The organism is Rahnella sp. EDr1-12, from assembly GCF_049206505.1.
Classification (GTDB): domain Bacteria; phylum Pseudomonadota; class Gammaproteobacteria; order Enterobacterales; family Enterobacteriaceae; genus Rahnella; species Rahnella rivi.
Genome location: NZ_JBLZNY010000011.1, coordinates 19970 through 43959, shown reverse-complemented (window position 1 = coordinate 43959; position 23990 = coordinate 19970). Strand labels below are relative to the sequence as shown.

Below are 23990 nucleotides of genomic sequence, written 5' to 3'. Positions count from 1 at the left end.
CAATTTTTATTCATCCTGTTGGCTCGCAGCGCCTGATGCAACGACTTTACAACGGATCCTAACGTGAGTGGAGGTAAAAAACCACGTTGCTTACTGAAGATGCGTAACGTCACGCAATTTACGGTAAACGTGAATATCCGGCATCCATGTAAAGACGTTGATTTTCAGTTTTTTCGGCTCTGATAATGCTCTAACATGTCGTCACCTCTTTTATTGCATGGTTACGGACATCCGATGCGCCTTCTGGCAGTCATTCTTCCCCTGGTTTTTACACTTTCTGCATGTAGCAGTCATAAGCCTTCGGCTCAGCCTGACGGCCCGCGCAACCCTTTCTCTGACGGAAGAAATGCGAGTGCCAATACGGCACCCAGCGGCGGTTTTCTGTTGCAGGCTGAACATACCGGTGCCGTTCAGAACGGTGACTTTGCTTACGATCCGGCCATGAATCAGTTTGTTGATAAAATGGTCCGTGAACACGGATTCGACCGTCAGCAGTTGCACGACGTGCTGGCGCAAACCAAACGTCTGGGTTTTGTGCTCAGACTGATGGATCAGCAGGCGCCTTCTGGCGGGCCGTCGACCGTACCGAACGGAGCATGGAACCGTTATCGGAGTAAATTCATTACACCGGATAACGTCCAGAATGGTGTGGTTTTCTGGAACCAATATCAGGATGCGCTGCAACGCGCTGAGCAAATTTACGGCGTTCCACCGGAAATCATTGTCGGTATTATCGGCGTTGAAACCCGCTGGGGCCGCGTGATGGGTAAAACACGCATTATTGATGCGCTGGCGACACTTTCCTTTGCGTATCCGCGCCGGGCTGAATACTTCTCCGGTGAGCTGGAAACCTTCCTGCTGATGTCACGTCGTGAAGGTGACGATCCGCTGAGTCTGCGGGGTTCCTTCGCAGGCGCGATGGGGTATGGGCAGTTTATGCCATCCTCCTACAGAGACTACGCCGTGGACTTTAACGGCGACGGACACGCGAATCTGTGGGATCCCGTCGACGCCATCGGCAGCGTGGCTAATTACTTTAAAGCACATGGCTGGACGAAAGGCGCACCGATTGCGGTTCCCGCAGCCGGTCAGGCACCCCTGTTAGAGAATGGTTTCAAAACCAAATATCCGCTGTTTACATTGAAAGCAGCCGGACTCAGCCCGTTAGGCTCGCTCGGCAACTATCAGGAAGCGAGTCTGCTACGCCTTGATATGGGTACCAATTACCAGTACTGGTACGGGTTACCTAACTTCTACACCATCACCCGCTACAACCATAGCGTGCATTATGCGATGGCGGTGTGGCAGCTGGGTGTTGCGGTGAAAGCAGCGCGTTAATGCCCGTTTTTTATCATCTGAAGGCCGCCCGGTGCGGCCTTAGTTTTTGCGTTTAATTCTGATTCTGAATACATCGCGCAAAAAGCAGCGTCAGATCTCGCAGAGCAAAAGAGAAGTGCTAACATCAGGACAGATTCTGATGACCCGCCGGGAGAGGATATGAACGAAGATCGCTTGCATGAATTGAGTGCAGAAATAGGTGCCGAGCTGAAAGCACAAGGCCTGTGGATCACCTGTGCAGAATCGTGCACCGGGGGATGGATTGCTAAAGCCATTACCGACATTGCCGGCAGCTCTGCCTGGTTTGACCGCGGGTTTGTGACTTACAGCAACGCCGCCAAGCATGAACTGCTGGGGGTTTCCGAGAGTACGCTCGAACAGTATGGCGCCGTAAGTGAACAGGTCGTGCGCGAAATGGCGCAGGGTGTGTTGCATGCTGCAGGAGCGGATATCGCTCTGGCAGTCAGCGGTATTGCCGGGCCTGATGGTGGCTCGCAGGAAAAACCGGTCGGCACAGTGTGGTTTGGTTTTGCCGGTAAAGATGGCCGGATCGTGGCGGCAAAACAGCAGTTTTCTGGCGATCGCGACGCTGTACGTTTGCAAGCTGCTGTTTTTTCGCTACAAACAGCATTGTTTGAGTTTCTGCAAAATTAGGCTTGATACTGTATGAGCATACAGTATAATTACTGCCAATTACCTGTTCATAAATTATATTCAGTGATGCGGGCGGGATGTTCCCCTGCATCAGACGAGGAGTAGAAATGGCTATTGATGAGAACAAGCAAAAAGCGTTAGCTGCAGCACTGGGCCAGATTGAAAAGCAATTCGGTAAAGGCTCCATCATGCGTCTGGGTGAAGATCGCTCCATGGACGTTGAAACGATCTCTACCGGCTCTTTGTCCCTGGATATTGCATTGGGCGCTGGCGGTTTGCCGATGGGCCGTATCGTTGAGATTTACGGACCGGAATCTTCCGGTAAAACAACGCTGACCCTTCAGGTTATTGCCGCTGCACAGCGCGAAGGCAAAACCTGTGCCTTCATCGATGCGGAACATGCACTGGATCCGATCTACGCTAAAAAATTGGGCGTGGATATCGACAATCTGCTGTGTTCTCAGCCAGATACCGGCGAACAGGCTCTTGAGATTTGTGACGCGCTGACCCGTTCAGGCGCTGTTGACGTTATCATCGTTGACTCCGTTGCGGCACTGACACCTAAAGCAGAAATCGAAGGTGAAATCGGTGACTCTCACATGGGCCTCGCGGCACGTATGATGAGCCAGGCAATGCGTAAACTCGCAGGTAACCTGAAAAACGCCAACACTCTGCTGATCTTCATCAACCAGATCCGTATGAAAATCGGTGTGATGTTCGGTAACCCGGAAACCACCACCGGCGGTAACGCTCTGAAATTCTACGCTTCTGTCCGTCTTGATATCCGTCGTATCGGCGCTATCAAAGAAGGCGATGTGGTAGTAGGCAGTGAAACGCGCGTCAAAGTCGTGAAGAACAAAATTGCTGCACCGTTCAAACAAGCTGAATTCCAGATTTTATACGGCGAAGGTATCAACATTAATGGCGAACTGATTGACCTGGGCGTTAAGCACAAACTGGTCGAGAAAGCGGGCGCATGGTACAGCTACAACGGTGAAAAGATTGGTCAGGGTAAATCTAACTCCTGTAACTATCTGAAAGAAAATCCGAAAATTGCCGCGGAACTGGATAAAAAACTGCGTGACATGCTGCTGAGCGGCACGGGTGAACTGACCGCTGCTACGACTGCAGAAGTCGCAGACGACGATATGGAAACCAGCGAAGAGTTTTAATTTCGTGGTTGTCTGACAAAGACATTTGAATGATTGGGTTTTTCCCGTCATCTTCAAAAGTCGCTAAAATGCCAGTCTGGTTTCCAGACTGGCATTTTGCATATCAGGGGAAACCTTATGCCTGGTGAAAAAACACCAAATGAAAAAAACATCGATCTGAAAAAGCTGCTCGAAGAAGTCGCGCAAAACAGTGACTCTGGCCTGTTTGAACCTCAGAAAAAAGACGGCGATGCCGCCAAAATCAACACGCTGATTAGCCGTGCCATGCGACTGCTTGCTCAGCGCGACCATGGCGAAACAGAATTGCGCCGCAAGTTGCTCATTCCCCCGATGCCTTTTGTTAAACCGCAGAATAAGAAAAGCAGTTGGTCATCGCGTAAGAAGCAGGCGCAAAATGAGTTCGCCGAAGAAGACATCGTAAGAGCTAAACCGGAGCCACGTCCGGTACCTGAAGAGATCCCTGAAGAGCATGTTCAGGCCGTTATCGACTATTGCTATCAGCACCAGTGGCTGGATGATGCCAAATTTGCCGACCGGTATATTTCTGGGCGCAGTAACAAAGGTTATGGCGCTCAGCGTATCCGTTCAGAATTAATGCAAAAAGGTGTCGATAAAGAAATCATTACCACGGCTCTGGAGAATACTGAGGTCGACTGGTGCATTCTGGCGCGTGAGATTGCGGTCAGAAAATTTGGTGAGAATTTACCTACAGACTGGAAAGAAAAATCAAAAGTTCTGCGTTATTTACTCTATCGCGGCTTCTTTCAGGAAGAAATACAGTCTATTTATCGCGATTTTGACGATTGACCGCATACGGGATTTTACTTCCCCGCGCAGAAATTTTATCTTATCCGCACTTTTTCGTTCGTGAGCTGTACAGATTGCTGCCGTATGCAGCGTGATCCGGCTCAAGAGCCGTTCTTCCAGCATGATTCCGGGATATTTATGAGCAAGAGCACCGCTGAGATCCGTCAAGCGTTTCTCGATTTCTTCCAGAGCAAGGGACACAACGTTGTTTCAAGCAGTTCGCTTGTCCCGACAAACGATCCGACACTGTTGTTTACCAATGCCGGGATGAACCAATTCAAAGACGTTTTCCTCGGTCTGGATAAACGCGATTACAGCCGTGCCACCACGTCTCAACGCTGCGTACGCGCAGGCGGTAAACACAACGATCTCGAAAACGTCGGTTATACCGCTCGTCATCACACCTTCTTCGAAATGCTGGGCAACTTCAGTTTCGGTGATTACTTCAAGCATGATGCAATCAACTACGCCTGGGAATTACTGACCGGCGAAAACTGGTTTAACCTGCCGAAAGAAAAATTGTGGGTCACTGTCTATGAGACAGATGACGAAGCCTTTGAAATCTGGGAAAAAGAAGTTGGCGTTCCTAAAGAACGTATTATCCGCATTGGCGATAATAAAGGCGGCGCTTTCGCCTCTGACAACTTCTGGCAAATGGGCGACACCGGCCCTTGCGGCCCTTGTACTGAAATATTCTTCGATCATGGAGATCACATCTGGGGTGGCCCTCCGGGTTCAGCCGAAGAAGATGGCGACCGTTATATCGAAATCTGGAACATCGTGTTCATGCAGTTCAACCGTCAGTCTGACGGCACGATGCTGCCATTGCCAAAACCGTCCGTAGATACCGGGATGGGGCTTGAGCGCATCACCGCTGTTATGCAGCATGTGAACTCAAACTATGACATCGATTTATTCCAGAAGCTGATCGCCGCCGTGGCAGAAGTGACCGGCGCTACCGATCTGACCAGCAAATCCCTGCGTGTTATCGCCGACCATATTCGTTCGTGCGCATTCCTGATCGCTGACGGTGTGATCCCATCGAATGAAAACCGTGGCTATGTGCTGCGTCGTATCATTCGTCGTGCGATCCGTCACGGCAACATGCTGGGCGCCAAAGATACTTTCTTCTTCAAACTGGTTGCCCCACTGATCGACGTGATGGGCCCGGCGGCTGCGGAACTGAAAGAACAGCAGGCAATGGTTGAACAATTGCTGAAAACTGAAGAAGAGCAGTTTGCCCGCACACTGGAACGTGGTCTGGCATTGCTGGACGATGAACTGTCCGCAATGACGGGTGACACTCTGGACGGTGAAATTGCTTTCCGTCTGTACGACACCTTCGGTTTCCCGCTGGATCTGACTGCCGATGTTTGCCGCGAGCGTAATCTGAAAGTCGATGAAGTCGGTTTTGAGAAAGCGATGGAAGTTCAGCGTCGCCGTGCTCGTGAGTCCAGCGGTTTCAGCGCAGACTACAACAGCATGGTTCGTGTGGACGGTGTGACTCAGTTCTCCGGATACGAACATCTGCAACGCAATTCCAAAGTGGTGGCATTGTTTATCGACGGTCAGTCAGTGAACGAGATTCAGGCGGGTGATAATGCCATCGTGGTACTGGATGACACGCCATTTTATGGTGAATCCGGTGGACAGGTGGGCGATAAAGGCATCCTGAAAACGTCAGCTGGTATCTTCTCTGTTTCCGATACTCAGAAATACGGCAAAGCGATTGGTCATCAGGGTTCCCTGAATGCCGGTAAGCTTAGCGTTGGCGACAGCGTTGAAGCTGAAGTGGATGTGGCTCGTCGTGACCGTATCCGTCTGAACCACTCAGCCACTCACTTACTGCACGCAGCATTGCGTCAGGTGCTGGGTAAACACGTCGCACAGAAAGGGTCACTGGTTAACGATAACTATCTGCGTTTCGACTTCTCACATTTTGAAGCCATGAAGCCTGAAGAAATTCGTCAGGTTGAAGATCTGGTGAATGCGCAAATTCGTCGTAATCTGCCTATCCAGACCACCATCATGGATTTGGACGAAGCCAAAGAAAAAGGTGCAATGGCACTGTTTGGTGAAAAATACGAAGACAGCGTCCGTGTCTTGAGCATGGGCGATTTCTCCACAGAACTGTGTGGCGGAACTCACGCCAGCCGTACCGGCGATATTGGCCTGTTCCGTATCCAGAGCGAGTCGGGCACTGCGGCAGGCATTCGTCGTATCGAAGGGATCACGGGTGAGAATGCGATCAATGCACTGCATCAGCAAAGTGATTTGCTGCAAGATGTCGCACACCTGGTAAAAGGTGATGTCAACAGTATTACCGATAAGATCCGATCCCTGATCGAACGTTCGCGCGTGCTGGAAAGAGAACTTCAGCAAGTGAAAGGTCAGCAGGCTGCGCAGGAAAGCGCATCTCTGTCGGGCCAGACCAAAGAAGTGAAAGGCGTTAAGCTGTTAGTTCGTCAGCTGGATAATGTAGAGCCTAAAATTCTGCGTACGATGGTTGATGATCTGAAAAACCAGTTAGGTTCAGTGATCATTGTTCTGGCAACCATCGCTGACGATAAAGTCAGCCTGATTGCCGGTGTCACAAAAGATCTGACTGACCGTGTCAAAGCGGGGGATCTGATTGCTTCTGTTGCCCAGCAGGTGGGCGGCAAGGGCGGTGGTCGTCCTGACATGGCACAAGCAGGGGGAAGCGATGTTCAGGCTTTACCGGCAGCCCTGGCTACCGTAGAAGCCTGGGTGGAATCCAAGCTGTAAGAAGAAATAAATCGCTAACCTGGAAAGCGCCATAATGTATTGTGCAATATGGCGTTTTCAGTCTTAATGGTGGGGTAGGCTTCGCGGCAAGGTCGCGACAACGTTGATTTCAGCTAAACTAAAAGTACTCATGGCTGAAGTTGCAGGCCGCTTACAGTTAATGTAAGGGTCATGGCTTACGTTTTACCCGCTTATCATCGATAATGGCCGGGAAACTGAGAGACCCGACTCTTTTAATTATTCAAGGAGCAAAGAATGCTGATTCTAACTCGCCGAGTTGGTGAAACCCTCATGATTGGCGATGAGGTTACTGTTACCGTTTTAGGTGTTAAAGGTAATCAGGTACGTATTGGTGTGAATGCGCCAAAAGAGGTTTCCGTTCACCGTGAAGAGATCTATCAGCGTATTCAGGCTGAAAAATCTCAACAGACGAGTTACTGATTTACGAGGCGTCTCGCTGACGGCGAGGCGCTGATCCTCTTTTCTGCATATTTCTGATTTTCCTGCCTGACTTTTTCTGTATTTTTATCTGTTTCATTCTTTACGAGCGATGCTCTGTGATCCCCTTTGCGTAAAAAAGAACGTGGTTTTTATGCGTTTTGCCCTCTTTTTTGCCTTCAAACTGTGCAGGTTGCGCGTGAAATGTCCAAACGAGTGATTGTGTGGAAAAAAGGGTTTGACTTATAAGGGCCAGAAAGTAATATGTGCGCCACGCAGTGCCGATGAGCTTGAACAAAGTTAGTCAGCACACTCGCAAGAGGCGTATGGTGAGGTGGCCGAGAGGCTGAAGGCGCTCCCCTGCTAAGGGAGTATGCGGTCAAAAGCTGCATCCGGGGTTCGAATCCCCGCCTCACCGCCATTTAAAATGCACCCATAGCTCAGCTGGATAGAGTACTCGGCTACGAACCGAGCGGTCGGAAGTTCGAATCTTCCTGGGTGCACCATACTTTCCAAAGCGTATGTTGATTTGCAATCAAATGAGCGTGATGGGCAGAAGCTAACGCTGATGTAGTGCGGAAAAATGGTTGGGTAAAATCTGCAGTAAGAATCAAAATGCACCCATAGCTCAGCTGGATAGAGTACTCGGCTACGAACCGAGCGGTCGGAAGTTCGAATCTTCCTGGGTGCACCATTCTTTATCTCTGCTTTTCCCGCATCGAATAAAATCTGTAGTAAACACACTTTGCACCCATAGCTCAGCTGGATAGAGTACTCGGCTACGAACCGAGCGGTCGGAAGTTCGAATCTTCCTGGGTGCACCATATTCCAAACATGTTGCAGCGACCATTTTCACACAAGGTCCTCCGGCATGAAGGTAGCACGAAGAAAGATAACGTTCCTTTAGCAACGGCCTGCAGGGCAAGCCCTTGCCGAGTCATCTTTCTGGCTGCCGCCTGTCAGAGAAACCCGCTTCGGCGGGTTTTTTGCTTTCTGCGTTTCATCTCTGCGTTTTCCACTTCATTTCCCTGATTTTTTCAACGTGTTCGGATGTGCTCTGTGAACGGACAAAATGCGACTTTCGGCAGACTTTGCGATAAAGTAGTTTTCCCGTTTTTTTCGTGAGCATGGAGCATTCGATGTACGATCGATACGAAGGGCTAATATTTGATATGGATGGCACCATATTGGATACCGAGCCTACGCACCGTAAGGCATGGCATCAGGTATTAACCAAATACAGTATGCAGTACGATGTCGAATCCATGGTTGCCCTGAATGGTTCCCCGACATGGCGCATCGCCAAGTTTGTTATCGACAGTAATCATGTTGAGATGGACCCTCATCTTCTTGCCGCAGAGAAAACCGCCGCGGTGCAGGAAATGTTACTCGATACTGTTCGTCCGCTGCCTCTGATTGATGTCGTTAAGGCCTACCGTGGTCGACGTCCGATGGCCGTAGGAACGGGCAGTGAACACTGGATGGCGGATGCTCTGTTGCGTCATTTGGGGTTACGCGATTGCTTTGATGCCATTGTCGGCGCGAATGACGTGCAGAACCATAAACCCGCACCAGATACATTTTTGCGCTGCGCTGAACTCATCGGTGTGCCTCCTGAAAAATGCGTTGTGTTCGAAGACGCCGATTTTGGTATTGAGGCGGCGAAACGCGCCAATATGGCTTTTGTGGATGTGCGTACGTTGTGAGTAGCGCCGTAGCGCTGGCGTCCTTATTTGGCAGTAGCTTTTTAAGTGCCACGTTGTTACCAGGCAACTCAGAAGTATTATTAGTGGCTTTATTGTCAGCTGGCAGTGCAATGCCGGCGGCACTGGTTTTGTCTGCATCTGTTGGCAATACCTTAGGTGGCATAACCAACGTCATCATCGGACGCTTCTTGCCGCAGCTTAAGCCTCAACGTGGGCTACAGGTTGCAGAAGGCTGGCTGAAACGCTTTGGACCGGCCGCCTTGTTGCTGAGCTGGTTACCGGTGATCGGTGATGTGTTATGCGTATTAGCAGGTTGGCTGCGAATGCCGTGGGGCTCAGTGGTCTTTTTCATGTTGATTGGAAAAGCAGTGCGTTACGTTTTTATTACGGTGGTAACGCTACAGGGGCTTTCATGGTTCAGTTAGATTGGCATCAGTCATCAATTATGGTCACATCTATGCAGACACGCTTTGCTTGCAAATCAATGAGTTCAGAGAGCGGGAGGTCAATTTGATCCCGGATGTATCACAGGCGCTTTCCTGGCTGGAAGCCCATCCTCAGGCATTAAAAGGTATTCGTCGCGGTATTGAGCGTGAAACGCTGCGTGTTAATCCCGATGGTTCATTAGCGAAAACCGGCCATCCGGAATCTCTTGGTGCGGCACTGACGCATCGCTGGATCACCACCGATTTTGCCGAAGCCTTATTAGAATTTATTACCCCCGTCGATGACAATATTGATCATCTGATGGCATTTTTGCGTGACATTCATCGTCACGTGGCCCGTGAGCTCGGCGAAGAGCGCATGTGGCCGTTCAGCATGCCGTGTTTTATTGATTCCGGACAGGATATTGAACTGGCGCAGTACGGTTCATCCAACGTGGGACGCATGAAAACATTGTATCGCGAAGGCCTGAAGAATCGTTATGGCGCGCTGATGCAGGTGATTTCCGGCATTCACTATAATTTCTCGCTGCCGCTGTCGTTCTGGCAGGAGCGTCTGGGCGTGACCGATACCGAAAGCGGTAAAGAAGCGATTTCAGCCGGTTATTTTAAGCTGATCCGTAACTATTACCGTTTTGGCTGGGTGATTCCGTATCTGTTTGGCGCATCACCGGCGATCTGTTCCTCATTCCTTAAAGGTCGTAAAACCGATCTGCCTTTCGAATATACCGAGGGCGGCTTATGTTATCTGCCCTATGCGACGTCGCTGCGCCTGAGTGATTTAGGATATACCAATAAATCGCAGAGCAACCTAGGCATCACCTTTAACGATCTCGAGACTTACGTTAAAGGCGTTAAAAAAGCGATTCGCACACCTTCTGCAGAATATGCAGAGATGGGTGTGAAAAAAGACGGTAAGTATCTGCAACTGAACACGAATGTGTTACAGATTGAGAACGAGCTTTATGCGCCTATCCGTCCTAAACGCGTCACCAAATCAGGTGAAACACCTTCTGATGCGCTGATGCGCAGCGGGATTGAGTACATTGAAGTGCGATCGCTGGACGTTAACCCGTTCTCTCCGGTCGGTATTGATGCGACGCAGGCGCGTTTCCTCGATCTGTTTTTGGTATGGTGTGCCCTGGCCGATGCCCCGGAAATGAGTAGCGACGAGCTGCTTTGCACGCGCCAAAACTGGAACCGTGTGATCCTTGAAGGGCGTAAACCCGGACAGACCATCGGTATCGGCTGCAATGATGACCGTAAGCCGCTGGCTCAGGTGGGCAAAGATTTGTTCGCTGATTTAAACCGGGTCGCGCAGGTGATGGATAGCCAAAATGGCGACCATCTCTATCAGGACGTATGCAAAGAGTTGGTTGCGGCGTTCGATGATCCGGAACTGACTTATTCCGCGCGTATCCTGAAAGAATTGAAACAGCAGGGCGTGGGTAATTTAGGACTGGAACTGGCCGAGAAATATCGTCAGATGCTGATCAGTGAACCGCTGGAAGTGTTGGATGAAAGCGCGTTACTGGCAGAACAGGACGGTTCCTGGCAACGTCAGCGCGACATGGAAGCCGGTGACAAGCTAAGCTTAGAAGACTATCTGGCCGCTCACGCGGGCGGTACCGAAGAGTAGAAAAGAAAAAGGCCACAATTAATGTGGCCAAATAAACATCTCTGTTTACAGGGATGATGATAACAAATGCGCGTCTTTCACTAATTAAGACCTGCATGCTGGGAAAAGGTTTCCTGATTTCGTAAAAAAATTTAATTTATTTTGGAGAGGTGACGATATGCCACTGTTGGATAGCTTTACCGTAGACCATACCCGTATGGCAGCACCTGCTGTTCGCGTCGCAAAAACCATGAAAACCCCGCACGGGGATACCATCACTGTGTTCGACCTGCGTTTTTGCCGCCCGAACATTGAAGTGATGCCAGAGCGTGGTATTCACACGCTGGAGCACCTGTTCGCAGGCTTCATGCGTAATCACCTCAACGGAAATGGCGTTGAGATCATCGATATTTCTCCGATGGGTTGCCGTACCGGCTTCTACATGAGCCTGATCGGTGTACCTGAAGAGCAATTGGTTGCTGATTCCTGGAAAGCAGCGATGGCGGATGTTCTGAAAGTAAAAGAGCAACGTCAGATCCCTGAGCTGAACGAATATCAGTGCGGTACCTACGAGATGCATTCTCTTAAAGAAGCGCAGGAAATCGCGCAGCACATTCTCGATCACGATGTTGTCGTGAACCGTAATGACGATCTGGCTCTGCCGAAAGAAAAACTGTCCGAACTGCACATCTAGTTCGTTCAGCGGCAGCAAAAAAGACGCGAAATTCGCGTCTTTTTTATGTCTGGAATTTGAGTGGGTTAGTGCTGGTTTACACTGGTCTGCAAAGGATGCAACGGACGGACCTGCACTTGTTTGATCATGTTGTCCTGCACATCCAGAATTTCGACTTCATAATCTTCAATGCGTAAGTTGGTGCCGATTTTAGGGATCTCTTCCAGCACCTCCAGTAACATACCATTCATGGTTCTCGGCCCGTCGGCAGGCAGCGTCCAGTTAAAGGCTTTGTTCAGCTCGCGAACGTTCGCACTGCCTTCAATCACCACGGAACCATCGCTTTGCGGCGTCACTTCTTCGGCCAGCGTCGGTGACATCGACGTCGTGAAATCACCGACAATCTCTTCAAGAATATCCTCGACGGTGACCAGCCCCTGAATATCGCCATATTCATCGACCACAATCCCGACTTTCTTCTTATTACGCTGGAATTTCACCAGCTGAATATTCAGGGGTGTACCTTCGGGTATGTAGTAAATCTCATCGGCAGCGCGCAGCAGATTTTCTTTGGTGAACTCTTTCCGCTCCGTCATCAGGCGATAAGCTTCACGCAGGCGCAGCATGCCGATGGCATCGTCGAGTGAATCCCGGTAAAGCATAATGCGGCCATGCGGTGAGTGCGTCAGCTGGCGGATGATCGATTTCCAGTCATCGTTAATATCAATCCCGACAATCTCATTGCGCGGCACCATGATGTCATCGACCGTGACTTTCTCAAGATCCAGCACTGAAAGCAGCATGTCCTGATTGCGACGGGAGATGTTCGAGCGCGATTCATTCACGATGGTTCTCAGCTCTTCTTTACTCATCGCATCGCTGAGGCTGGTGTTGGTTTTGACACCGCACATTCTCATCAGGAGACGTGAAAGGCTGTTCAGGATCCACACTAATGGCATCATGATGGTCTGCAGAGGACGCAACAGCAGGCTGCTTGGAAAAGCGATACGTTCCGGGTTAAGCGCGGCGAAGGTTTTCGGCAGCACTTCAGCAAACAGCAGCACCACGAAGGTCAGCACGCCGGTCGCAATGGCCACACCGGCATCGCCATACAAACGGATGCCCACAATGGTTGCCAGAGCGGAAGCAAGGATGTTGACCAGGTTGTTGCCGATAAGTACGAGGCTTATAAGCTGATCCGGGCGTTTTAACAGCTTTTCGACGCGACGCGCACCCCGGTTACCTTGTTTGGCAAGGTGACGTAACCGGTAACGGTTGAGTGTCATCATACCGGTTTCGGAGGCTGAAAAATAAGCCGAAACCACCACCATGATGATCAGTGTGATGATCAGGGTTGTTGTCGAGACGTGCTCCAACGGGTATTCCTTTTAATTAATGAACCATGATTTGCTGGATCAGGCGGCTGCCAAAATAGGCGAGAGTGAGCAGGATGGCGCCCGCCATGCTGAACCATACCACGCGGCGGCCACGCCAGCCTTCGTGATAATGGCCCCACAGCAGGACGATATAAACGAACCATGCAAGTATCGACAAAACGGCCTTATCGATATTTTCCGGGCTGAACAGGTTGTTCAGATACAGCAATCCGGTGCACAGCGTCAGCGTCAGTAAAATGACGCCAATCTGGGTGATGTGAAAAAGTTTCCGCTCGATGCTCATCAGCGGCGGCATATCAGCGGTAAATGTCAGACGTTTATTCTTCAGCTGATAATCAAGCCATGCCAGCTGCAGTGCATATAGCGCGGCAATCATCAGCGTCGCATAAGAGAAAAGCGCCAGGCCAATATGGACCAGTAAGCCTTTACTTTCCTCAAGATGCGTAATGAACTCGCCCGGCAGGAAGGTGACGAACGCCAGATTGATCAGCGAAAAACTATACACAATAGGCAGAACAAACCAGCCGCGGTTGCGCGAGGCGACAATGGTCATCACCGTGCCAATAATTAAACTCACGACGGAACCAATATTCACCAGGCTCAGGTTCTGGCCGGTGCTGACATCGAAAATACGCTGTTGCAGGGCGACCGCATGGCAGACCAGCGCGACGACCACGGAAATCAGTGCCAGACGTCGGTATGCGCTGTTCTTCCGGATGATGCTCGGAATGATCAGTGCGAGGCTGAACAGATAGGCCAACATGGCGACGAGAGCGAAAACTGACATAGCGTTTCAGTGGCATCGAAAAGTGAATGAGAATCGCAGTATAACGTTACCCGCGTCACGCTCCAACCTATCTGAGATACCAAAGCAGAGATCGTCCTCGCTTCGTGTTATAATCCCGCAATTACGTCGCAAAAGCGGCCTGTCATTACGTTGAGCAAGAGACGATGTTTGAGAATTTAAGCGATCGATTGTCGCGCACACTGCGCAATATCAGCGGCCGCGGGCGGCTGACCGAAGAAAATATCAAAGAGACGTTGCGTGAAGTTCGCATGGCGTTACTGGAAGCTGACGTTGCGCTGCCAGTCGTTCGCGACTTCATCAACCGGGTGAAAGAGAGTGCTGTTGGCCATGAGGTCAATAAAAGTCTTACACCGGGTCAGGAATTCGTCAAAATTGTCCAGAAAGAACTGGAAAACGCGATGGGCGAGGCGAATACCGAGCTCAATTTAGCGGCACAGCCACCGGCTGTCGTGCTGATGGCAGGTTTACAAGGTGCCGGTAAAACGACCAGCGTCGGTAAACTGGCGAAATTCCTGAAAGAGAAGAAAAAGAAAAAAGTGCTGGTGGTGTCTGCTGACGTGTATCGCCCTGCGGCGATCAAACAGCTGGAAACCCTGGCACAGCAAGTTGAAGTGGATTTCTTTCCGTCAGATGTACAGGAAAAACCGGTCGATATCGTTCGCCGTGCGCTTCAGCAAGCCAAACTGAAATTTTATGATGTCCTGATTGTCGATACCGCGGGTCGTTTACACGTCGACGAAGCGATGATGGACGAAATCAAACAGGTTCACGCCGCGATTAATCCGGTTGAAACCCTGTTTGTTGTCGATGCCATGACCGGTCAGGATGCCGCAAATACGGCAAAAGCCTTTAACGAAGCGCTGCCACTGACCGGTGTGATCCTGACGAAAGTGGATGGTGACGCGCGCGGCGGTGCCGCGTTGTCGATTCGCCACATCACCGGCAAGCCGATTAAATTCCTGGGTATGGGTGAAAAAAACGATGCCCTTGAGCCGTTCCACCCTGATCGTATCGCTTCACGTATTTTGGGTATGGGTGACGTTCTCTCTCTTATCGAAGACATTGAGAGTAAAGTCGACCGCGCACAGGCTGAAAAACTGGCCAACAAGCTCAAGAAGGGCGACGGTTTCGATCTGACCGACTTCCTCGATCAGCTCAAGCAAATGCGCAATATGGGCGGTATGGCGAGTATGATGAGTAAATTGCCGGGTGTTGGCCAACTGCCAGACAACGTCAAATCTCAGATGGACGATAAGGTACTGGTGCGAATGGAAGCGATCATCAATTCGATGACGATGAAAGAGCGCGCTAAGCCCGAAATTATCAAAGGTTCCCGCAAGCGTCGTATCGCGCTGGGTTCCGGCATGCAGGTGCAGGATGTTAACCGCTTACTCAAGCAGTTTGACGATATGCAGCGCATGATGAAGAAAATGAAGAATGGCGGTATGGCGAAAATGATGCGTGGCATGAAGGGTATGATGCCACCAGGTTTCCCAGGCCGCTAATCGACAACACTGGCTATTTATCAGCCACATAAACGGCCCCAAATGTGCTCAGGCAAATAGCGACGGAGGCAATCTACGCTTTCGATTGCTTTTTGCGCCAAAATGAGTAAAATTTTGGGGCTTTTTATATTGCAACCAGACCCCGTTCCCCGATGGGGTCTGGTTGTTTTATTAACTAAAGAGGATGTTATGGTAACAATTCGTTTAGCACGTGGCGGCGCAAAAAAGCGTCCGTTTTATCAAGTAGTAGTGACCGACAGCCGCAACGCTCGTGACGGTCGTTTCATCGAACGCGTAGGTTTCTTCAACCCATTGGCTTCTGGCCAGGCTGAAGCTCTGCGTCTGGACCTGGATCGTGTTGCCCATTGGGTAGATCTGGGTGCAACCGTTTCTGATCGCGTTTCTGCGCTGATCAAAGACGCTAAGAAAGCAGCTTAATCTGTCGCGGTGGTGGCAATGAGCAAGCAATCCAATCCAGTGGTACCCGCTGAGCCGTTAGTTCTCGGCAAAATGGGTTCAACATACGGCATTCGTGGTTGGCTCAGAGTGTTTTCATCCACCGAAGACGCTGAAAGCATCTTCGAATACCAGCCCTGGTTTATCCAGCGTGCCGGTAAGTGGCAGGTTATCGAGCTGGAAGGCTGGAAACGCCACACTCAGGATCTGATTATCAAAGTCAAAGGCGTTGATGATCGGGATGCTGCGAATCTTCTGACTAATTGCGAAATTGTCGTCGATTCAAAGCAACTACCTGTACTGGAAGACGGTGACTATTACTGGAAAGACCTTTTTGGTTGCCAGGTAGTGACGACTTCCGGTTACGAGCTGGGCAAAATCATCGATATGATGGAAACCGGTTCTAACGATGTCATGGTAGTGAAAGCCAACCTGAAAGATGCCTTCGGACTCAAGGAGCGGTTAATTCCGTTCCTCGATGGGCAGGTTATCAAGAAAGTCGATCTCGCTACTCGCACTGTTGAAGTAGATTGGGATCCTGGTTTTTGACCTCCGTAGTGTTTACTGATGTAAACAACGTCTGGTTGAGCGGTCAAACATTTGGAAGGGGTAGGCTATGTGGATCGGTATAATTAGCCTGTTTCCTGAAATGTTCCGCGCAATTACGGATTACGGGGTAACTGGCCGGGCAGTTAAGAATGGCCTGTTGAGCGTAAATTGCTGGAGTCCTCGTGACTTCGCATACGACCGACATCGTACCGTGGATGAGCGCCCTTACGGCGGTGGTCCCGGCATGCTGATGATGGTGCAACCCTTGCGGGAAGCGATTCATGCAGCAAAAGCAGCGGCAGGCGAAGGTGTGAAAGTGATTTATCTTTCACCTCAGGGTCGCAAACTGGATCAAACCGGTGTTTGCGAACTGGCGGCCCACCAGAAAATTATTCTGGTTTGTGGTCGTTATGAAGGGATTGATGAGCGCGTAATCAAAACCGAAATTGATGAAGAATGGTCAATTGGTGATTATGTTCTCAGCGGTGGTGAGTTGCCGGCAATGACTCTGATTGATTCAGTTTCCCGCTTTATACCGGGCGTTCTGGGTCGTCAGGCTTCAGCAGAAGAAGATTCTTTCGCTGACGGATTGCTCGATTGCCCCCACTATACCCGCCCTGAAGTGCTGGAAGGCATGGAGGTACCGCCGGTGTTACTGTCGGGAAATCATGCTGATATACGTCGCTGGCGCCTGAAACAGTCGCTGGGTCGAACCTGGCTTAGAAGACCTGAACTTCTGGAAAACCTAGCTCTGACTGACGAGCAAGAGGTGTTACTGAGAGAGTTCCAAAAGGAACATCGACTTAGTTAACAAAACTATGAAGGGACCGCTTGAGCACGTTGCCAGGCCTTCCCGATATATCAGTTTACCTAGGGTAAGAGACATATTATGAGCAATATCATTAAACAAATCGAACAAGAGCAGATGAAGCAAGACGTACCTGCATTCCGTCCGGGTGATTCCGTGGAAGTTAAGGTATGGGTCGTTGAAGGTTCTAAAAAGCGTCTGCAGGCATTCGAGGGCGTGGTTATCGCTATTCGTAACCGCGGTCTGCACTCTGCATTCACTGTTCGCAAAATTTCTAACGGCGAAGGTGTTGAGCGTGTATTCCAGACTCACTCCCCAGTAATCGACAGCATTGCTGTTAAACGTCGTGGTGCCGTTCGTAAAGCTAAACTGTACTACCTGCGTGAGCGTACTGGTAAGTCAGCTCGTATCAAAGAGCGTCTTAACTAAGGTATCGCTAACGCGACATCTACTAGTTAATATAGAACAAGGGGTTAGCCATCGGCTAACCCCTTTTTTTTGCATCAGTGACGACAAATTGACTATGCCGCAGATGGCTGGTTTCCGCCTGGTTTAGAGATAACCCTGGCGACGGACTCATGTGTGGCAAACGTGCAACTGCACTGAATATTCTGACACTGATGATACCGTTCCTTGGTTGATTCACTCAGATAACGGCTTGAACGTGTGTGGGCGACTTTTCCACAAAGCGGGCAATGCATCATAAAAACCTCCGGCATGACAGTTAGGCGATGAGGTGATTATGAATCTATAAACTCGCAAAAGCAAGTTTATAATGCTGATGTGGAAGACTGATAAGTAATATCCGCGGTGTAAACCTTCAAATTCAAGGTGGTGGTGAATCCTTTCTCATTGAGATTATGCACGACAGAGTTAATCACCCACCGCTGGCGGTCTATCACATCCTTGAAACCCTGCACGATCACCGGCATTTGTGCGCTGAGATCGGCGCGCCCCAGCGCCAGTTTTATGCTGAAAGTTGAAGATTCTGTCTGGATTCGATTGAAGACAGAATCCGCCGCACGCCTGGCAGATTGTTCATCGGGATACAGGGTCGCCAGCAGCAGAACTTTATTACCTGACCCTGCGATATAGCTTTTTGTCTCCTCTTTGACCGGTGTATTCAATTCAGCTGACGGCGTTACCGATGCAGGATGTTGCTTTTGCGAGTTTGAAGTCTGCGTTGATGTCCGTTTCAGCGCTACGCTCGTCGTTGCTGCTTTCTTCACATCATGCCACTGGGCTTTTACGCTCTCATAGGCCAGCGTATCAACCAGTTTAAACGTGTGGGAATCACCATCGCTGCGCACCAGCGTGTTCCATGGCAACGCCTGCCCGGATGCTGTCCGGCCAGTAAAAGGTTTAAAAAACAGGATCGAGCCATTTTTGACCGTGGCCTGGGCTCCGTAGTTTTGTGCCAGTCGTGTGAGAAAGTAGCCATCGTTTTCATCCGTCTGATCAATATGCGGGATCGGAATATTATCGAGATCCTGATCGATAACCGGCAGAGGGAAATTATTGCGGCTCGCGATAATTCTGACGATCGCGCCCAGCGTATAGTCGTCATAAGACTGACTCCGCTTGGTTTCAAATGAGCCACGAAAATCTGCGCTGCGGGCAGTGACGGCGATTCTGTCAGGGCTTCCGGAATGGGTGACGGTGTCCACCGTAAAATAACCACAATCGTATAAAGCCTGTTTAGACCACCCCATATGCAGGTGCAAAACGGTACCTCTGGCGGGCATCTCCAGCTGCCGGTCGCCGTCGTCAAACGTCAGCGTCAGGGTGTCTGCAGCAAAGCCACTGTAATCAGTCACCGTCAGATTGATCACCCGCTCAGTGATATTCTCTTCCAGGACCTTATTTTTTATCTTTAGGGTAAACACCGGGGCGATGCGTGCGCCGGCGGGCAACTGAAGATCCGTAAGCATGGTTTAGACTCCTGCGATAACACTGCTGACTGCCGAACTCGCCTTGTTATATAAGCCCTCGGCCTGAGCGAGGAGATCGCCAAACATTGCCGCCTGGGATTCATCGACGCGTTTTAAGTTGAGGGTAAAAGTAATAGTGCGCGCCTGACCGCGGGTATTGAATTCGCCGCTGTCCTTGACCAGACTCTCAATGATAAACATGCCATAAATGGTGCCGGTACCTTCAATAAGAGGCCACGCGCGGCCCGAGTCCGCCATACTTTGCAATGCCTGCAGATACCGCACTCCCCCGGTGAGCTCCGGTAACAGCTGGCCCTTCAGCGTCAACTTCTCCTGACCCAAACCGAGAAACTGTGAAACCGCCCGCTGACCAAAACGAGCATTTTCGCCCCAGTTGTAATTCACCTGATGGTTAATATTCTGATAGGGCAGGGAGCTTAATTTGAATACAAATAAGCCCAGCGACATCATCATGAGTAGAACCCTCCATTATCAAACACACTGTGTTGCGCATTTTCGTTATTCCAGTCGCGCTCGTTGAGCGTCCGGGTAATAAAGCTCTGAATTTGCTGATAATCCGTTTCCGGTGTGGCAGTGAAACTGACATTCATCGTGGTGGTCCGATTATCCGTCAGGCTATTCGCCACGCTGGCTTTGGCCGGTTGATACAGGCTGAGTGTGCCGCCCGTCGCCGATAAAGCGGGATTAAACGCAGCAGGCGGATTTTGAGCTTCTGTCTGTTCGTCAGTGTCGCTGCTGAAAATGTTAAGCACGGAATCGACACTTTTACGCGCCCAGTTAAATACTTCACCGATTTGAGACACGGCTTTATTCAGCGTCACGAAAATTTCACCGATGGCTGCCCCGACCAATTTGCCGATATCGGTGTAGCCACGCAGTTCGTCCTGAGTGAATTTAATGGGTGCCAGAAGATCGGTAATCCAACCGAGGGCCGATTTAAAGGGCGCAAAGGCATTACTTAACGGCCCCATGACTGAACTGAATCCGGCGATCATTCCGCTGACGAAGGCGCTGATCGGCTCCCAGAGTTTCACCACCGCAATCCCGATCCCTGCAATCAACGCGATGACCGGCAACAGCGGCAATCCGATAGCGGTAAACGCGGCAGCGATCACGCCACCGGTGCTGGTGAAGACGGTGCCCAGCAATCCGGCGCCAGCCATTATCATGTTAACGCCGCTGAGTACCGGGGCGATGGCCATGCCGAGCGAACCCAACCCGCCAATCACTCCGGTGATCCCCAGCGCCATGCCGAGCAGCGCGTTGACCAGTTGAGGATTATCGTTGATCCAGGTATTGAGCGTGGTCAGCCATTGAGTGGCGGTTTGTGTGAGATCGCGCAGCGCCGCACTTTGCCCTTCGAAGAGATTGATGCGCAGCGTGTCCCAGGTGGCAAAGAGTTTGGTTATGTCGCCGTCCAGGTTGTCGCCTTTTACGGTGATGGCCGTTTGTGCCGCCGGCGTTGAACCGTTGAGTTCCCCCGGCGTCTGTGCCAGAACCTGATTGGCATCGAGCCCGCTATCCGCTAACTTTTTCTGCGCAGCGACCACGTCCGCCGGTGAATGACCTGATGTCGCCATCGACAGACTTTGCTGACGCAACGCCGCAACGTGCGGATCTTCATTTTGCAGGCCGAGCACCGACTGAAGCTCAGAAAGGCTGACTTGCAGATCCGCGCCGGGTTTGAGAAAGTTTTTTGCCAGTTCCAGCTGAGGCAGGGCGAAGCTGATGGCGTCTGAGCTGGCCGATTTCAGTTGCCCGATAATTTCCTCGCGATGTGTAAACTGCTCGCCAGGTTCCATGCCTTTCTGCTCAACAACGGCCCGGCGCCCAGCCGAAATACTTTCCGCGCTCCTGCGCTCGGACGCGTATTGATTAACCGGTTTGGCGGGTTTAACTGACTCCGGATCTCCCGCCGACAGCTCAACATGCGGTTTCAGGAAATGCGCCAGCGGGCGTGACTGATTATCTAAAGATCTGAGTTCCCAGATAACGTCGCTGATGTCTTCTGACATCGCGTTGTATAAGCTTTTCTTCGGCAGCGTGGTAAACGTCTGCCAGGCGTTTGCCGTGGCCGCTTTCAGCGATTTCAGCTGTTTATTTATTTTCCCCAACGTCGTGGGTAATTGTTCGACATTACTCATCTGTTTTTACTCCGCTGCGTTGCAATGCCTTATAGCGCCAGCTCAACAGATCGGTGAGCGACATGCCGTCCATTTCGGACGGCGGCCAGTGGAAAATCACCGCGATGTCAGCCATCAGATCATCCACGGTGAGGCGGGGGGAGAGAGTTACTCCGCCGGTTTCGGTGATAAAAAACCAATCACCTTGCCTGCCAGCGCAATCAGGTCCGGAAGCTCGAGGCGTGAGCACTCTTCTTTGGTCAGGTTGGGATAAGTGATGCGGGGCAAAAGCGTGATCAGCGCATCGACGTCGGCATTCGCCAGCGCGGCAAGCCCGATGCCACGCAGGCTGCCTGCCGTCGGTTTGGTCACCTGGATTTCAGTAATGTCGGTGTCGCCACGTTTTAGCGGCACATCCAGAATCACGGTGTTGTTGTTGTCAGTCTGGCTCATGCGTTTTCCTGTTTAAGCACAAGTGAAGCCGGCAATGTCTGCCGGCTCTGGGAGAGGGAATTACAGGCCGAGCGCGGTGCGGTGTTGCGCCAGGCGATCAACGCCATTGACAATTTCCACCATATTGACGGTGTCGATCTCAATCAGCTGCTTGCCGTCGATAGTCAGTTTGAAGTAGGTGCACTGGGTGGTGACTTTGGTTTCGGTGTCTTCACCTTGCTTATATTCACCAAAATCAAACTCCTTGTGACGGCCACGCATCATCACTTCGACCGCTGACACATCACCGGTATCGTCGCGTTGCAAGGAACCGGCAAAGCGCAGCGGGATATCGGAAACGCTGCCCCATTGTTGCAGAACCAGTTCATCCAGACCGCCGATAGACCATTCCAGCGTCAGTGCATCGTCATCCAGACCGAAATCCACCGCGACTGAACCGCTCATGCCGCCGCCACGATAGTTTTCCAGCTTGCGGGTCAGTTTCGGCAGGGTGAGTGAGGAAACCAGGCCGAGGTAGCTGTTCCCGTCGTTGAACAGGTTCAGGTATTTTAATTTTTTAGGAAGTGCCATGAGTCATTGTCTCCTTAACTGTTGATGGACGCGGCAAAGTTCACCAGATAAGAGTCGGTGATGCGCTGGCGCAAGGTCAGGTCTTCCAGCGGAGGAACCGGGGTGTAGTCGTAGTCGATATACAATTTGCCGGCTTTCAGTGTTTCCGCTGTGTTCGCGGCTTCGTCGTACCAGCAGTCGCCGTCAATGATGTAACCCGCTGATTTCATTTCACGCATTTTGGCTTTGATGCCGTCGATCATGTCGCGTACCAGCGTCGGGGTCATCGGTTTATCGACCGCCCACATATGCGCTTCGGCCATGGTGTCTGCCAGCACTTGCGCGGTACGGGTGTAGTTTTCGAAAATGAACAGTGAATCGTCGCTGCAGGTACGGTTGCCCCAGAAACGGAAACCGTCTTTGCGCACCAGCGTCGTCACACCCGCCTGATTCAGCAGGTCTGCATCGGTACCACTGGCCTGCAAATCCCAGAACACGCTGGCCGACAGACCGGTCACGCCGTTCACACCCACGTTTGACAGGGTTTTATGCCAGCCGGTTTCCTGGTCGATTTTGGCGCGCAAGCCCAAAGCGCGTGCAGTGGCGTAAGCAATATCAGACTGGCTGGTCGCTGTATTCCAGTTCACAAAATCCGGCCAGATCAGCATCAGTTCACGCTGGCTGAAGTTGTCGCGGTATTTGATTGCATCGGAAAGCGTTTTTGCGCCGTAAGCGCTGATATAACCGAAGGCACGCAGCTGCTGGCAAACGGCTGCCAGCGCGGTTGCGACAGCCTGATTATCCAGCCCAGGGACGCCCAGAATACGCGGTTTCACGCCCAGTTCTGCCTGCGCAGAAAGCAGTGCCTTCATGCCCGTGTAACGGCCATTGGCATCAGAACCGCCAATGATATTGCTGGTGGTCGCGGCCTCGTCATCGCCAGTGGCAACACGTACCACGACGGTGACAGGTTTACACTGGTCAGCAATCGCCAAAAGCGCAGCGCGCAACGTCCCGCTGGTGCCGGCTTTCCCGCTGGCCGCCAGAACGTCAGTGATAAGAACCGGCGTGTTGAGAGGAAATACAGTGGCATCCGCATCTTCTGCGGTACAAACCATGCCGATAATTGCGGTGGAAACGGTAGAAATAACGCGGGTGCCGTCGTTGATTTCAACGACACGTACGCCGTGATGATAATCAGCCATCAGGGTGACTCTCTCTGTTGTGGGTGGTGAAGCAAGGATGCCGGTTCACAACAAAAAGCGCATTCGATCAGGGGCGTGGGGGCGGTGGCACAACAGAGGGGGGATTAGATAATAAAAAAGCCCCCGGAGGGGCTTAAGTCAGGCCGGAATTTCGGGCCAGGTGATGTCAGGGGCGGTTGAAAGATCCAGGCGGTTCAGAGCGACACGGTAGGTTTTCCAGTCTTTGAGAAGTGTCAGTTCATCTTGTGTTGCAGTACCGATATCGATCGCATCCTGTAAAGGGGAAATAGCCAATGTCGCATTGGTCATTAGCAAAGTTAATTTATTTTTAGCTTCAAAAATAATTTGTTCCTTTGTAGGTGCGGGAATATCTACCCAAGTAGGAATTCCATTTGGACCGCTTGATCTCATTTTCCCATCAGGTGAAGGTTCGGTCTGAAATTCGTTATAAACCTCTTGGCTAACGGCAAGGGCATCTGCTGGCCAGCTTCCGGCACTTTCATAGATATCCCGAAGTTCTTCAGCATAGAAGCCATTGGTAGCCGGGCTGTAAAAATAATTATTCATCTC

General features: G+C 51.1%; 26 protein-coding genes and 4 tRNA genes. 19 read left to right on the top strand and 11 right to left on the bottom strand.

What is annotated here, in order from left to right; genetic code table 11:
- Positions 1-234: 234 nt before the first annotated feature.
- From mltB to luxS, 14 genes are all read left to right on the top strand, one after another.
- Complete coding sequence (gene mltB / locus ACO0U8_RS23630) at positions 235-1338, top strand: lytic murein transglycosylase B (RefSeq protein ID WP_122096376.1); 1104 nt, start codon at positions 235-237, stop codon at positions 1336-1338.
- Positions 1339-1497: 159 nt separating this feature from the next.
- The gene (gene pncC / locus ACO0U8_RS23625) at positions 1498-1992 is read left to right on the top strand and encodes a nicotinamide-nucleotide amidase (protein ID WP_122096375.1); all 495 of its coding nucleotides are present in this window, start codon (positions 1498-1500) and stop codon (positions 1990-1992) included.
- 107 nt (positions 1993-2099) lie between these two features.
- Positions 2100-3164, top strand: a complete 1065-nt coding sequence (gene recA / locus ACO0U8_RS23620) for a recombinase RecA (protein WP_056772804.1) — start codon at positions 2100-2102, stop codon at positions 3162-3164.
- Positions 3165-3404: 240 nt separating this feature from the next.
- Complete coding sequence (gene recX, locus ACO0U8_RS23615; RefSeq protein WP_056773067.1) at positions 3405-3971, top strand: recombination regulator RecX; 567 nt, start codon at positions 3405-3407, stop codon at positions 3969-3971.
- A 138-nt stretch (positions 3972-4109) separates the two neighbouring features.
- The gene (gene alaS, locus ACO0U8_RS23610; protein ID WP_217202703.1) at positions 4110-6737 is read left to right on the top strand and encodes an alanine--tRNA ligase; all 2628 of its coding nucleotides are present in this window, start codon (positions 4110-4112) and stop codon (positions 6735-6737) included.
- A 255-nt stretch (positions 6738-6992) separates the two neighbouring features.
- Positions 6993-7178 (top strand): carbon storage regulator CsrA, encoded by a 186-nt coding sequence (csrA, locus tag ACO0U8_RS23605; RefSeq protein ID WP_013574027.1) that lies wholly within the window; start codon positions 6993-6995, stop codon positions 7176-7178.
- Between the two features lie 325 nt (positions 7179-7503).
- A tRNA-Ser gene (locus ACO0U8_RS23600) sits at positions 7504-7596 on the top strand.
- 8 nt (positions 7597-7604) lie between these two features.
- Positions 7605-7681 (top strand) — tRNA-Arg (locus ACO0U8_RS23595).
- Between the two features lie 111 nt (positions 7682-7792).
- Positions 7793-7869, top strand: a tRNA-Arg gene (locus tag ACO0U8_RS23590).
- A gap of 53 nt (positions 7870-7922) precedes the next feature.
- Positions 7923-7999 (top strand) — tRNA-Arg (locus ACO0U8_RS23585).
- A gap of 315 nt (positions 8000-8314) precedes the next feature.
- Positions 8315-8881 (top strand): fructose-1-phosphate/6-phosphogluconate phosphatase, encoded by a 567-nt coding sequence (gene yqaB / locus ACO0U8_RS23580; protein ID WP_056772800.1) that lies wholly within the window; start codon positions 8315-8317, stop codon positions 8879-8881.
- Positions 8878-9306, top strand: coding sequence for a YqaA family protein (locus ACO0U8_RS23575; protein ID WP_056772797.1), 429 nt, complete (start codon positions 8878-8880; stop codon positions 9304-9306). Before yqaB ends, ACO0U8_RS23575 begins: the two co-directional genes overlap by 4 nt.
- Positions 9307-9391: 85 nt before the next feature.
- A complete protein-coding gene (gene gshA / locus ACO0U8_RS23570) occupies positions 9392-10963 on the top strand; it encodes a glutamate--cysteine ligase (RefSeq protein WP_056772794.1) in 1572 nt (523 codons plus the stop codon).
- A gap of 157 nt (positions 10964-11120) precedes the next feature.
- The gene (luxS, locus tag ACO0U8_RS23565) at positions 11121-11636 is read left to right on the top strand and encodes an S-ribosylhomocysteine lyase (RefSeq protein ID WP_056772793.1); all 516 of its coding nucleotides are present in this window, start codon (positions 11121-11123) and stop codon (positions 11634-11636) included.
- A gap of 65 nt (positions 11637-11701) precedes the next feature.
- Here luxS and ACO0U8_RS23560 read toward each other — a convergent pair whose 3' ends face one another.
- Together ACO0U8_RS23560 and ACO0U8_RS23555 are read right to left on the bottom strand one after the other, a co-directional pair.
- A complete protein-coding gene (locus ACO0U8_RS23560) occupies positions 11702-12991 on the bottom strand; it encodes an HlyC/CorC family transporter (RefSeq protein ID WP_056772791.1) in 1290 nt (429 codons plus the stop codon).
- Between the two features lie 16 nt (positions 12992-13007).
- Positions 13008-13799: a cytochrome C assembly family protein gene (locus ACO0U8_RS23555; RefSeq protein WP_056772789.1), complete on the bottom strand. Its 792-nt coding sequence runs from the start codon at positions 13797-13799 to the stop codon at positions 13008-13010.
- Between the two features lie 164 nt (positions 13800-13963).
- On the opposite strand from ACO0U8_RS23555, the gene ffh reads away from it, so the two are divergent.
- The 5 genes from ffh to rplS all read left to right on the top strand — a co-directional run bounded on the left by ffh (position 13964) and on the right by rplS (position 17567).
- Positions 13964-15325: a signal recognition particle protein gene (gene ffh, locus ACO0U8_RS23550; protein WP_056772787.1), complete on the top strand. Its 1362-nt coding sequence runs from the start codon at positions 13964-13966 to the stop codon at positions 15323-15325.
- Between the two features lie 189 nt (positions 15326-15514).
- Complete coding sequence (gene rpsP / locus ACO0U8_RS23545) at positions 15515-15763, top strand: 30S ribosomal protein S16 (RefSeq protein ID WP_056772785.1); 249 nt, start codon at positions 15515-15517, stop codon at positions 15761-15763.
- Positions 15764-15781: 18 nt separating this feature from the next.
- The gene (rimM, locus tag ACO0U8_RS23540) at positions 15782-16330 is read left to right on the top strand and encodes a ribosome maturation factor RimM (RefSeq protein ID WP_056772783.1); all 549 of its coding nucleotides are present in this window, start codon (positions 15782-15784) and stop codon (positions 16328-16330) included.
- Between the two features lie 67 nt (positions 16331-16397).
- Positions 16398-17141, top strand: coding sequence for a tRNA (guanosine(37)-N1)-methyltransferase TrmD (gene trmD / locus ACO0U8_RS23535; protein ID WP_122096371.1), 744 nt, complete (start codon positions 16398-16400; stop codon positions 17139-17141).
- Positions 17142-17219: 78 nt separating this feature from the next.
- On the top strand, positions 17220-17567 hold the full coding sequence (rplS, locus tag ACO0U8_RS23530) for a 50S ribosomal protein L19 (protein ID WP_056772777.1): 348 nt from the start codon (positions 17220-17222) through the stop codon (positions 17565-17567).
- 92 nt (positions 17568-17659) lie between these two features.
- On the opposite strand, the gene ACO0U8_RS23525 is transcribed toward rplS, so the two are convergent.
- The 9 genes from ACO0U8_RS23525 to ACO0U8_RS23485 all read right to left on the bottom strand — a co-directional run bounded on the left by ACO0U8_RS23525 (position 17660) and on the right by ACO0U8_RS23485 (position 23987).
- Positions 17660-17842 carry an ogr/Delta-like zinc finger family protein gene (locus tag ACO0U8_RS23525; protein WP_072158068.1) on the bottom strand — a complete coding sequence of 61 codons (183 nt, stop codon included), beginning with the start codon at positions 17840-17842 and terminating at the stop codon, positions 17660-17662.
- A gap of 66 nt (positions 17843-17908) precedes the next feature.
- Positions 17909-19069, bottom strand: coding sequence for a contractile injection system protein, VgrG/Pvc8 family (locus tag ACO0U8_RS23520; RefSeq protein ID WP_421671744.1), 1161 nt, complete (start codon positions 19067-19069; stop codon positions 17909-17911).
- A gap of 3 nt (positions 19070-19072) precedes the next feature.
- Positions 19073-19543, bottom strand: coding sequence for a phage tail protein (locus tag ACO0U8_RS23515; protein ID WP_056772772.1), 471 nt, complete (start codon positions 19541-19543; stop codon positions 19073-19075).
- On the bottom strand, positions 19540-21234 hold the full coding sequence (locus tag ACO0U8_RS23510; RefSeq protein WP_421671743.1) for a phage tail tape measure protein: 1695 nt from the start codon (positions 21232-21234) through the stop codon (positions 19540-19542). The genes ACO0U8_RS23515 and ACO0U8_RS23510 overlap by 4 nt, the downstream gene beginning before the upstream one ends.
- Entirely contained in the window at positions 21227-21349 is a 123-nt protein-coding gene (locus tag ACO0U8_RS23505) for a GpE family phage tail protein (RefSeq protein WP_200930282.1), read from the bottom strand. Before ACO0U8_RS23505 ends, ACO0U8_RS23510 begins: the two co-directional genes overlap by 8 nt.
- 32 nt (positions 21350-21381) lie before the next feature.
- A complete protein-coding gene (locus ACO0U8_RS23500) occupies positions 21382-21666 on the bottom strand; it encodes a phage tail assembly protein (RefSeq protein WP_056772765.1) in 285 nt (94 codons plus the stop codon).
- 60 nt (positions 21667-21726) lie between these two features.
- Positions 21727-22236: a phage major tail tube protein gene (locus ACO0U8_RS23495; protein WP_056772763.1), complete on the bottom strand. Its 510-nt coding sequence runs from the start codon at positions 22234-22236 to the stop codon at positions 21727-21729.
- Positions 22237-22250: 14 nt separating this feature from the next.
- Positions 22251-23420, bottom strand: a complete 1170-nt coding sequence (locus tag ACO0U8_RS23490; protein WP_122096163.1) for a phage tail sheath protein — start codon at positions 23418-23420, stop codon at positions 22251-22253.
- 138 nt (positions 23421-23558) lie between these two features.
- Positions 23559-23987, bottom strand: a complete 429-nt coding sequence (locus ACO0U8_RS23485) for a tail fiber assembly protein (RefSeq protein ID WP_390973196.1) — start codon at positions 23985-23987, stop codon at positions 23559-23561.
- Between the last annotated feature and the right edge of the window lie 3 nt (positions 23988-23990).

Coding starts and splice junctions, on each gene's coding strand:
- mltB (WP_122096376.1), top strand. CDS start 235: ATGCGCCTTCTGGCAGTCATTCTTCCCCTGGTTTTTACACTTTCTGCA.
- pncC (WP_122096375.1), top strand. CDS start 1,498: ATGAACGAAGATCGCTTGCATGAATTGAGTGCAGAAATAGGTGCCGAG.
- recA (WP_056772804.1), top strand. CDS start 2,100: ATGGCTATTGATGAGAACAAGCAAAAAGCGTTAGCTGCAGCACTGGGC.
- alaS (WP_217202703.1), top strand. CDS start 4,110: ATGAGCAAGAGCACCGCTGAGATCCGTCAAGCGTTTCTCGATTTCTTC.
- csrA (WP_013574027.1), top strand. CDS start 6,993: ATGCTGATTCTAACTCGCCGAGTTGGTGAAACCCTCATGATTGGCGAT.
- yqaB (WP_056772800.1), top strand. CDS start 8,315: ATGTACGATCGATACGAAGGGCTAATATTTGATATGGATGGCACCATA.
- luxS (WP_056772793.1), top strand. CDS start 11,121: ATGCCACTGTTGGATAGCTTTACCGTAGACCATACCCGTATGGCAGCA.
- ACO0U8_RS23555 (WP_056772789.1), bottom strand. CDS start 13,799: ATGTCAGTTTTCGCTCTCGTCGCCATGTTGGCCTATCTGTTCAGCCTC.
- ffh (WP_056772787.1), top strand. CDS start 13,964: ATGTTTGAGAATTTAAGCGATCGATTGTCGCGCACACTGCGCAATATC.
- rpsP (WP_056772785.1), top strand. CDS start 15,515: ATGGTAACAATTCGTTTAGCACGTGGCGGCGCAAAAAAGCGTCCGTTT.
- rimM (WP_056772783.1), top strand. CDS start 15,782: ATGAGCAAGCAATCCAATCCAGTGGTACCCGCTGAGCCGTTAGTTCTC.
- trmD (WP_122096371.1), top strand. CDS start 16,398: ATGTGGATCGGTATAATTAGCCTGTTTCCTGAAATGTTCCGCGCAATT.
- rplS (WP_056772777.1), top strand. CDS start 17,220: ATGAGCAATATCATTAAACAAATCGAACAAGAGCAGATGAAGCAAGAC.
- ACO0U8_RS23525 (WP_072158068.1), bottom strand. CDS start 17,842: ATGATGCATTGCCCGCTTTGTGGAAAAGTCGCCCACACACGTTCAAGC.
- ACO0U8_RS23520 (WP_421671744.1), bottom strand. CDS start 19,069: ATGCTTACGGATCTTCAGTTGCCCGCCGGCGCACGCATCGCCCCGGTG.
- ACO0U8_RS23515 (WP_056772772.1), bottom strand. CDS start 19,543: ATGATGATGTCGCTGGGCTTATTTGTATTCAAATTAAGCTCCCTGCCC.
- ACO0U8_RS23510 (WP_421671743.1), bottom strand. CDS start 21,234: ATGAGTAATGTCGAACAATTACCCACGACGTTGGGGAAAATAAATAAA.
- ACO0U8_RS23505 (WP_200930282.1), bottom strand. CDS start 21,349: ATGGCTGACATCGCGGTGATTTTCCACTGGCCGCCGTCCGAAATGGAC.
- ACO0U8_RS23500 (WP_056772765.1), bottom strand. CDS start 21,666: ATGAGCCAGACTGACAACAACAACACCGTGATTCTGGATGTGCCGCTA.
- ACO0U8_RS23495 (WP_056772763.1), bottom strand. CDS start 22,236: ATGGCACTTCCTAAAAAATTAAAATACCTGAACCTGTTCAACGACGGG.
- ACO0U8_RS23490 (WP_122096163.1), bottom strand. CDS start 23,420: ATGGCTGATTATCATCACGGCGTACGTGTCGTTGAAATCAACGACGGC.
- ACO0U8_RS23485 (WP_390973196.1), bottom strand. CDS start 23,987: ATGAATAATTATTTTTACAGCCCGGCTACCAATGGCTTCTATGCTGAA.